This window comes from Pseudonocardia terrae, from assembly GCF_021343995.1.
In the GTDB taxonomy this organism is placed as follows: Bacteria; Actinomycetota; Actinomycetes; order Mycobacteriales; family Pseudonocardiaceae; genus Pseudonocardia; species Pseudonocardia terrae.
The window spans coordinates 1-8658 of record NZ_JAJTTE010000106.1 but is presented as its reverse complement, the minus strand read 5'-3'; the positions used below and the strand labels follow the sequence as shown (position 1 = coordinate 8658).

Below are 8658 nucleotides of genomic sequence, written 5' to 3'. Positions count from 1 at the left end.
GCCGGCTTCGCTTCACCAGGTTGAGCAGGGCGGGGTCCAGCGCGTGGACGCCGCGGGCTCGTCCTGTCCGCGAGCTGCGTCCGCTGCGGTTGCCGAGCTTGTTCGGGTGCGTGGTCTCCTCCTGCGCCTGGGTTGTTGGGGGGGTCCTGGGACTGGTGGGGCGCCGCATCAGCGCCTGCCGGGGTAGGTGGGGGCGCCGATCGCGGCGCGTCGACAGGTCGCGAGTTGCTCGGCGGTGCGTGCCAGCACCGCGCTCGCACCCGCTTCGATGCCGTACTCGGCGTGTAAGGCCTGGTCGGCGGCGTGCCCGGCGGCTTGGACGACGTGATTCGGGTCGACCGGCGCGCGCAGCGTCGCTGCGCGCAGGAGCAAGGAGTAGGTCCAGACGTGCGCGGTGCCGGCGCCGGTGCTGAGTTCGGGAATCACGTTCAGTTCCGGGCTGGCTGGGACGTGAATGGTGATGGCGGCGAGGGCGACGGCTTCGGCCTGCGCCCGTCCGGCGTGGTGGGGAAGGCGCAGCCGCAGCAGCGCGGGAACGACTGTCATCTCACGCCGTCCAGTCGGCGGGGACCCGGATGGCTCCGCGGGTGCCACGGGCGGCTGCCGGCAGCGCGCGAGCCATCTCCTGGGCGGGGACGACGAGAACGGGGCAGCGGGCCTGCCGGGTACAGCAGCGGACCGTGGGGGAGCCGGCCCAGCGTCCCGGGCGGCTGCCACCGAGGACGAGCAGGTCCGTGTCGAGGTGCGCGAGGCGGAGCAGCCTATACCCCGGGTCGCCTTCGACGACGACGGTCCGCAGGTCGACATCGGAAGGGGGGCCGCCCATGGCGTCGACAAAGGCTTGCGTGATCAGGCGCAGGCAGTCGGCGACCCCGGGCTTGTGCGCGGTGGCCAGCATCGACTCGAGGTTGTGCCCGGTCTCCCAGACGTGGACGGCGTAGAGCATGGCGTCGCGGTCGCGCGCGGAGTCGACGGCGACCCGCAACGCCTGCAGGTTGGTCAACGTCCCGGTGACGCCGACGATCACCCGCTTTCGGGCAGACGTCATCGATGGTTCCTTCCACTTCTGCGCTTGACCCGGCGCGCCTGAGAGGCACCGCCGTGGACCTGGTGGAGTGGGCATCGGGAGTCGGCAAAAGGACTGAGGAGGACGCCTGCATGCCCCGTCCAGGGACCTCCCGGACGGGGTCCACGATGCCGGGGAACCGAGGCCGTGGCAGGGGCGCTGACGCACCAACAACGGCCGCGTGAACCTGCCGGGTCCCGGCAAGTAGCCATCTCGCCGGGGGGGCGCCCGCCCGCTAGTCGGGTGGGGTCGGGGCGGGCAGGTCGCGCTGTGGCCAGCCGAGCAGCCGGGCGCCGAGGACGGCGGCGTGCACGGTGAACCGTTGCGCGGGCTCGGTCGGGTGGTAGCCGGTCAGCTCGGCGATCCGTTCGAGCCGATAGGTGACCGCGCGCACGGACAGGTGCAGCCGCCGCGCGGTCTCGGTCACCACGCAGCCGGTGGCGAAGTAGGCATCGAGCGTGGCCAGCAGCGGGCCGGCGCCTCCGCGTGCCTTGGCCAGCGGGCTGACCACGGCGTGCACCAGGTCGGTGATGGCGGGCTGGTCGCGCAGCAGGACCCGGTAGATCAGCAGGTCCGCGGCGCGCACCACGGGCATGTCGAGCTGCAGGCGCACGGCCATGCCCAGGGCTTCGCGGGCTTCCTCGTAGGACCGGGCGATGCCGTAGGAGCCGGGGTAGGGCCGGCCGACGGTGATCCGCCACGGTCCGCCGCGCGGGGCACGGCGCAGGTCGGTGTGCATCAGCTCGCCCAGGCCGCGGGCCGGACCCGCGGAGGAGGCCGCGGCCGGGGTGGCCGTGCCGGTGGGGGTGGCCGGCGCGACGACGACGATGCTGCCGTCCTTGGTCGCGACCAGGACGTCGCGGTCGCCGAGGCCCTGTACGACAGCGCGTTCGAGGCTGCTCAGGGCGGCCTCGGCGTCCACGAGGCGGCCCGTGGGCGAGGCCAGGGCGACCTGGTGCGGCTGGGCCATGTCCAGTCCGAACGGCTCGGCCCGCTCGACGAGTGCCCCGATATCGGCGTCGCCGCGCAGCAGGTCCTCGATGAGCTCGCGGCGCAGGGTCTCCTCGCTGCGCATCATGTCCCGGCGGGCGGCGGTGTAGCCCTCGGCGAGGCTGGCCACCGCGCGGTCGACCGCACGCATGACGGCCTCGGCGGCGGTGGCGGTGGTGGCGCTGTCCGCGAACCGGGTCACGGCCGGCAGCTCGCGCCACAGCCGCCAGGCCGCGGACAGGTACAGCTGCACCGCGTTGCCGGCCGACACCCCGAGCTCGGCGGCGCGACGGCCGTTGAGCCCGACCGCGTCGAGTTCGGCCTTGTCCGGTCGGCGTCCGGTGGTGGCGGCCTCGACGAGCACGGACAAGAACGCGCCGAGCAGCTCGACCGGCACACCGCCGGCGCCGCGGCCGGCCTCCTGCGCCACCCGCTGCAACCAGGCGGGATCGGCCGGACGGACGGGCCGCTCCGGTGCCTTCTCGGGTGGACGTGTCATCGGTCTTCTCTCCTCGCCGTGCCCCACCAGTGTGCTCGGCGACTTCAAGATGAAACTGCCGAGGTGCGGCAGCTCTGTGTACGGGAACTTGGGGGAGTTCCGCTCCTGCGGTGGCCCGGGTGTCGCGGGCACCCTTGCAGTGAGGCCTTCCGTGTGAGCCCTGTGAGCCCCTTGCGGCCCGGCTACGGGTTGGCGTGATCGTGCTGTGGTCTGTCGTATCGGCCCGGCGAACTGCCGGGCGGGAGGAGGTTCCAGAAGTGCATTCGTCCGAGGCCGGCCCTGCGTCGTTGATGGCGGCCGCGGCGAGGCTCCGGTCGGGCCCGCCGGCCGGGGCTCAACACACCTCGCAAATCTCCTCCGCGACGGCGCGGCTGCTCGAGCAACTGGCCGCGGGCCTGGCCTATGACGACCCGCTGCCGTCATACGTGCGTCGTGCCGCCCTCGCGCTGGCGGCGCGGTTGCTGGCGGCCGACCAGCCGGGCCTCCGGTCCGGTCCCGGTGCCGACTCCCGGGCAGACCCACAGTGCGCTCGCCGTGCATCGGAGCTGCCAGCGCCCAGATCATGGGCACAGCCACCGGTGATCGCCGCCTCCTCAGGCCTCGGGAGCCGGTGATGACCACCGTCGTCGAACCTGCGGACGCGGCGCTCCCGACCGCAGCGGCTGGCGCAAGCATCGCGTCCCGTTCCGGCGCTCGGCCCGGGTCCCGTGGCGAGGCGCCCGATCCTGAACCGATCATTGTCGCGCTGACCGCCGCGGACGCGAAGTCGATGCCGCGTAGCGTCCCGCGTCTGCTGCGACGGGTCCGCAACGAGCGCGCTCGCCTGAACGAGGCCGACAACCAGGCGAGCGTCCCGGTGACCGTGGACCTGTCCGCGCTGCCCGTGCTCGGCCCGGCGGTGTGTGCACAGCTGCTGTTGCTGATCGGGCTGCTACGCGAGGTCGCCGCCCCCGGGCAGGTCGCCCTCGTCGGGGTGGCGTCGACGCTGCGGTCGTGCCTGGCGGCCGGCCTACCTGATGGGGTGCGACTGGTCGACCGGCGCGGCCGGGTCTGGGGACGCTGAACTCCTGGGCCGCCCTGATCTCGGAGCGGGGCGGCGCCGGCCCCCGAGACTCGGCCCCGCACCGCCCGGCGCCCGCGCTGTCTGCGCGGGATGTTCGAGCCGCTTGGTCGGTCAGCGACTGATCGTTGTGCGGTGTGTCCGGCGCCGGCCGGCTCGTGTGCGGCCGGTGCAGCATCTCGTGCAGCCGCAACACCGACAGGACCGCTTCAGGGCTCTCATACGGCAGCAGAGCACCGGCGCCGCGGACGGTGACCACGCTGGCGCGCAGCGCCCGTCGGACCGGCCGGACGAGCCGACCATCGCCGAAGAGCGGGTCGTGTTCGCCGACGGCGACTGTGCACGGTGTGCAGCGCCACCGGTGCGCCAGCTCGGGATGTGCGGGCGGGGTGCTGCTCATCGCGACGTGTCGACCGACCAACCCCAGCCAGTCGACGAGCGCACGCGGCGGGACGAAACCCCGGCCGCCGAGCCGGGCGAGTAGCCGGGCCGCTGCCGCAGCGGTGGGGGCGAGCCGCCAGGCCAGCAGCGCCGCGGCGGCACGCATATCAGTGGCGGGGCGGACGAACCCATACGGGTTGAGCAGCACGAGACCGCTGATGTGCGGGGCAGGGCGCGCAGCGAGAGCGACGGCGGCCCCGAAGCCGTGCGCCAGCACCGTCACGCCGTCCGAAGAGTGCTTCGCCACGACGGCCAGAAGGCCATCGAGCCAGGTCCCGTAGTCACGGAGGCGCTCGGTGTTCGGTCGGCCCGCCGAGCCCAGGCCGGCCTCGCCGGGCATGTCGACGGCGACCACACGGAAGTGCTCGGCGAGCTTCTCGACCAGCTCGGTCAGCACAGCAGCGTTGCCGTATCGGCCGGGCAGCACGACGATAGTCTGCCTGTGTTGCTCACCAGTGATCAGAAGGTGCGCGCTGCGATGGCCATTCGGGCGGGTATCGCGGATGCGCTCACGACGGTGCGGCACGGGCCGGCCTGCGAGCTGTTGTCGACACCAGCTCTGGATCGACGATCTGCCGGATCTACCTCGGTAGATCCACATGGCGCGTTTCTCTCGACGGCTCCCTGTCGGGGAGACCCAAGCAGCTGCGTTGGGCGGGGATGGAGACTGAGGCGGCACGGGATCCTGGGCGTCCGCTGCGAGTTCGGGTGGTCGCGGCCGGTGAGCGAGGCCGGAAGACCTGGCCGGGGCGGCGGATCACGCAGCGGCGGGTCAGCACGGTCCAGGGGGTGAGCTGACGCGGGAAGCCGAGCAGACGCAGCCATGCCGGTCGCGTGTCGATCAGCCAGACGATCCAGCGGTCGTCCCGGTCCTTGCGAAGTCCGACGTCGCTCACCCGTGTCGGTTTGGTCTGTACCGGCGTGGTCAGCACGGGCTTGCCCAGGACCTCGGCGAGCCATTCCCGCTGCGGCTCGATCGACAGGCTCAACGGGGCCGACGGCTGCCGCGCCCCATGCACACGCAGTCGCAAGCCACCCGAGAACATCACGTCTTCCGAGGGAACGGTGAAGCAGTGCCCGCCCCCGTCCACCAGGATCGCGTCGACAAGAGGGCCACCGCGGGTTCGCTTCAGCCCCAGGTCGCGCAGGTGTCCCAGATGTTCGCCCGCGGGGCCGCAGACCGGGGCGCCCAGGAGCTCGTCCACCCACAACACGGTCGGTCCATGGGCGCGACAGGGGGTCCCATCACGCCGCTTCCGACCCCATCCGAAAAACACCTTCCCACCTACTTACTCGACAGCCGGCCCTAGTTTGGTCGCAGGAACCGAGCCAGTCCAAATATACCTGCCATGCGTATCCCTAACGGGCCAAGTCTTTTTACTCGGTGTCAGGTCGAGACCGACTGGCCCACGCTTTTGAGTAGCGCACGCTCAGGCGATACGCGAGACGAACCACCTTTCCAGGATAATCATCGAGCACGCAGAAAGGCATGCCGGCCTCCGGAAGGCGAACGGCCGGCCTGCATGCCCTCTGCTCGCCGAGGTGGCGTCCTCGGCTCTGTCAGACTGCCCCTCAGACCTCTGCTCAGCATGTGGCGGAGTCGGCGAACCTTCGGCGGCGCGTACTGCCGAACCCGGGCAACAAGCGCCCGTAATGTGACCCAAAGCGCAGCGTTGAGGAGCCGATGTCCGGCAGATCCTGACCAGTGTCCGGCATGCCGGGCGCTGCCCGTCCGCCGTCGGTGGCGCAGGGGCGGACGCACATCCTCGCCGGGCGGGCCCGGCACGGAGGACACGCCTCAGCCGCCGACCTGAGCGGTCGCGGACCATGCTTCCGGGCGGTAGGGGACCGCTCGCAGGAGGGTGATCTCCATTGCCTGCCCGTTCGGGAGGGTGTACAGAATTTTCTCGCCCTGCTTTCTGCCCGGAAGCGCCATCCCCAGCGGGGAATCCGGCGAGCACGTCATCAGGTCTGCGGGATAGGCGCCCTCCTCGGTGTGGGCGAGCAGGAACGTCTCGGTTTCCTGATCGTCCTCGTACCGGATGGTCAGCACCATTCCCGGCTCGGCCACACCGTCATCCGGTGGGTCCTGGCCTACCAGCGGATTCTGCAGCAGCTCCTGCAGTTTGCGGATTCGGTTCTCCCGTTCCCGTCGAGCGGTCAGTAGCTGCTGATCGGTGTTGTGGTCGGCGCTGTCGCCGACGAACTGTTCGGCCGCGTGGCCGCTGAGCCCCTCGGCGCGCTGCCGCAGCAATTTCATGAGCTCGGACTTCAGTCGCTCATAGGCGCTCTGCGCCAACCACACCTGCGTCTCGGTCATGTGGCTCCACTCCTCGAGAGAGTCGGTAAAGGGGTGTCGCGCGCCGAGGACAAGTAGCGCGCTGCGTGCAGATGCAAATGAGCACGGCCCGGGGCGCGTCGGGCCGTGCTCAGCAAAGGTGAGGGTAGCGGCCGTCAAGCCGCCACGTCGACCATTTGCGACCCGGTTTCCGGTCCTCGGCACCAGGGCCGTCGCAGCCCCCGCAACGCTGGGTCGCCACATGTACCACAACTGCGCGAATAGCCCGCGAGATTGCCGATGCTCGGAAACCAGGGCTCGGTCGAGGTTGCGGACCCGCGACCTGCCCACGGCGGCGATCTCCGGGCATGGTGGGTGCTGGGCCTGCCGAGAGCCCCCGGCAGTCACCCTCGTCGGCAGGCCCACCACCACGTCCTCGTACCGGTTAGGCCCCGGCGATCTGCCAGGCCCGCGTACGTGTTTCTTCGAGCGAAGGGGTGTGCTGTGGAGTCGGCTGTGCGGCCACGGGTGATCGTGGGCGTGGGCGGGCGTGGCTCTCATCCACGAGTCGTCGATACCGCGGTCTCGCTGGCGTGCGGAACCGGTGCAGTCCTCTACGCGGTCGATGTGCGCGACGACCACACCGGCGACGAGTACCGCGCGGGGCCACCTGCAATGCAGGATGCCTATCACGCGCTGTCGCGGGCCTCGGTGCCCTCCGACGACCTCGACGTGCGCATCGTCGTCACCACGGGAGACCCGCACGAGACGCTGCTGCGCCTAGCCGATAGGCCCGATGACCTGCTGGTTCTCGGCCGTTCGCGGCGCCGCTCCCCTCGGGATGTCGGACGGGCGACGGCGCTGAGGTGCGCCGCTGCAGCACGCTGCTCGGTGGTGATCGTGCCCTGTGAGCACCCCGAGGTCGACCCGGGGACGACGCCGGGGAGCACGCGGGAAGTCGGAGCCTGACATGGCTTCGACGAGCGCCGATCGCCACTCCTGGATGCAAGCCGCGCGATGCGTCGAGCTCGACCGGCACGCACTGACCGATCCCGATCCACGCGGCACCGACAGCCCGTGGCTGTGCCTGCGGTGCCCGGTCCAGGCCACCTGTCTCGGCTGGGCTCTGGTCACCGGGGCGGACCAGGGCGTCCTCGGCGGAGTGGGCCCGGAGCAGCGACGTTCGATGCGAGCAGAGCTGCTCGCCAGGCTGGGTGGGCGCTCCATTGCCGGCTCGCCCGAGCTTGCCGAGGTCGTCCGCAACCAGACCCAACCCCGCCTTCGCATCCGGCGTAACGGGCAAGCCCGGCAGATGGGCCCGGCCTGGTAACGGAGAAGAAGGACAGTTGTTCGAGCAGTAATCACCGACTTTGATGACACCGCGCGGGCACTACGGCGTGCAGCCGCCTGCAAACCATTTCTGGAGATAGTTGTGCACAACGGTCAAGCCGTTCCCAGTCTTCCTCGTGCCCGCATCAATGGGCACGCGGCGGCCTCTCGGTGGGTTCTCGCCGCGACTACGCACGGCCTGGAGATGGCGGTGGACATATACGTCGACCCATTGTCGGAGCCGGACAGCGCCAGCCGGGACATCGTTCAGGAGTGGGGTGAGCAGTCATTCCCGGCGAGTGATCCCCCCGCCAACTGGTAGCCGATCCGTAGGGCTCTACGGGTGATGTGTGCGGCTTTGATGAGGAGAAGCACCATGCTGAGCAACCGTGAGCGGCATCTGCTCGACGAGGTCGAGAGCCGACTCCGCTCCGACGACCCTGCCTTCGTGGCCCGCCTCGGCGACGGGCAGCAACGGCTACCCGCGAAGCGTCATTGCGCCGAGTCCCGTTTCCGCCACAGTTGGCCGGTTGTCGTCCTGGCCGTTCTCGCCATCGGCCTGCTCGTCTTGGGGGTCGCCGGGTCCGCCGTCCTCGTCGCGGCCCTGGCCGCCGCGGTCGGCTGGCTGAGCACCGTGCACATCGAGGCAGAGGAGGAGGGCAAGCGATGAGCCCCACCCATCAGTCAGATACGCCTGCAGCGGCCGTCGGCGCAGGTCAGCGCCCGCCGACCCGTCCCGACAGCGACCGCGGAGGCACAGCCGCCGAAGCGGCCGGAGCCGCCGGGAACGCGCCGGCGCAGCGTCCTGAGCGCTTCCGATGCTCGCTCGAGGAGATAAGCGAACCGCCGCGCCGAGCCGGGCGGGTCGCCGTCGTCGGTGCCGGCATGGTCGGCCTGGCCACCGCATGGTTCCTGCAGCAACGCGGTGTCGATGTCGACGTCTTCGAGCGCCGCCGGGTCGCCGCCGGGTCCTCGTGGGGCAACGCCGGGTGGCT

At 71.0% G+C, this 8658-nt stretch carries 10 protein-coding genes and 1 pseudogene; 5 read left to right on the top strand and 6 right to left on the bottom strand.

Annotated features, from left to right (window positions below; genetic code table 11):
• Nucleotides 1-168: 168 nt before the first annotated feature.
• The 3 genes from LWC33_RS33895 to LWC33_RS33885 form a co-directional block, all read right to left on the bottom strand.
• Complete coding sequence (locus LWC33_RS33895; RefSeq protein ID WP_233308800.1) at nt 169-546, bottom strand: hypothetical protein; 378 nt, start codon at nt 544-546, stop codon at nt 169-171.
• Between the two features lies 1 nt (nt 547).
• Entirely contained in the window at nt 548-1048 is a 501-nt protein-coding gene (locus LWC33_RS33890) for a universal stress protein (protein ID WP_233308799.1), read from the bottom strand.
• 253 nt (nt 1049-1301) lie between these two features.
• Entirely contained in the window at nt 1302-2555 is a 1254-nt protein-coding gene (locus tag LWC33_RS33885; RefSeq protein WP_233308798.1) for a PucR family transcriptional regulator, read from the bottom strand.
• A gap of 769 nt (nt 2556-3324) precedes the next feature.
• On the opposite strand from LWC33_RS33885, the gene LWC33_RS33880 reads away from it, so the two are divergent.
• A complete protein-coding gene (locus tag LWC33_RS33880) occupies nt 3325-3618 on the top strand; it encodes a hypothetical protein (RefSeq protein WP_233308797.1) in 294 nt (97 codons plus the stop codon).
• Between the two features lie 511 nt (nt 3619-4129).
• On the opposite strand, the pseudogene LWC33_RS36680 reads toward LWC33_RS33880, so the two are convergent.
• The 3 genes and pseudogenes from LWC33_RS36680 to LWC33_RS33870 form a co-directional block, all read right to left on the bottom strand.
• Nucleotides 4130-4657: pseudogene (locus LWC33_RS36680) on the bottom strand (alpha/beta fold hydrolase); the annotation flags it as partial.
• A complete protein-coding gene (locus LWC33_RS33875) occupies nt 4638-5261 on the bottom strand; it encodes a hypothetical protein (RefSeq protein ID WP_233308796.1) in 624 nt (207 codons plus the stop codon). The pseudogene LWC33_RS36680 and the gene LWC33_RS33875, both read right to left, overlap by 20 nt.
• 593 nt (nt 5262-5854) lie before the next feature.
• Nucleotides 5855-6376, bottom strand: a complete 522-nt coding sequence (locus tag LWC33_RS33870) for a GreA/GreB family elongation factor (protein WP_233308795.1) — start codon at nt 6374-6376, stop codon at nt 5855-5857.
• Between the two features lie 462 nt (nt 6377-6838).
• Between LWC33_RS33870 and LWC33_RS33865 the strand changes: the two genes are divergently transcribed.
• The 4 genes from LWC33_RS33865 to LWC33_RS33850 all read left to right on the top strand — a co-directional run.
• Nucleotides 6839-7303, top strand: coding sequence for a universal stress protein (locus LWC33_RS33865; RefSeq protein WP_233308794.1), 465 nt, complete (start codon nt 6839-6841; stop codon nt 7301-7303).
• 1 nt (nt 7304) lies between these two features.
• Nucleotides 7305-7664 (top strand): WhiB family transcriptional regulator, encoded by a 360-nt coding sequence (locus LWC33_RS33860; RefSeq protein ID WP_233308793.1) that lies wholly within the window; start codon nt 7305-7307, stop codon nt 7662-7664.
• A gap of 375 nt (nt 7665-8039) precedes the next feature.
• Nucleotides 8040-8333 carry a DUF3040 domain-containing protein gene (locus tag LWC33_RS33855; RefSeq protein WP_233308792.1) on the top strand — a complete coding sequence of 98 codons (294 nt, stop codon included), beginning with the start codon at nt 8040-8042 and terminating at the stop codon, nt 8331-8333.
• A 164-nt stretch (nt 8334-8497) separates the two neighbouring features.
• On the top strand, nt 8498-8658 hold a 161-nt coding region (locus LWC33_RS33850; protein ID WP_308191057.1), incomplete at its 3' end, for an FAD-dependent oxidoreductase.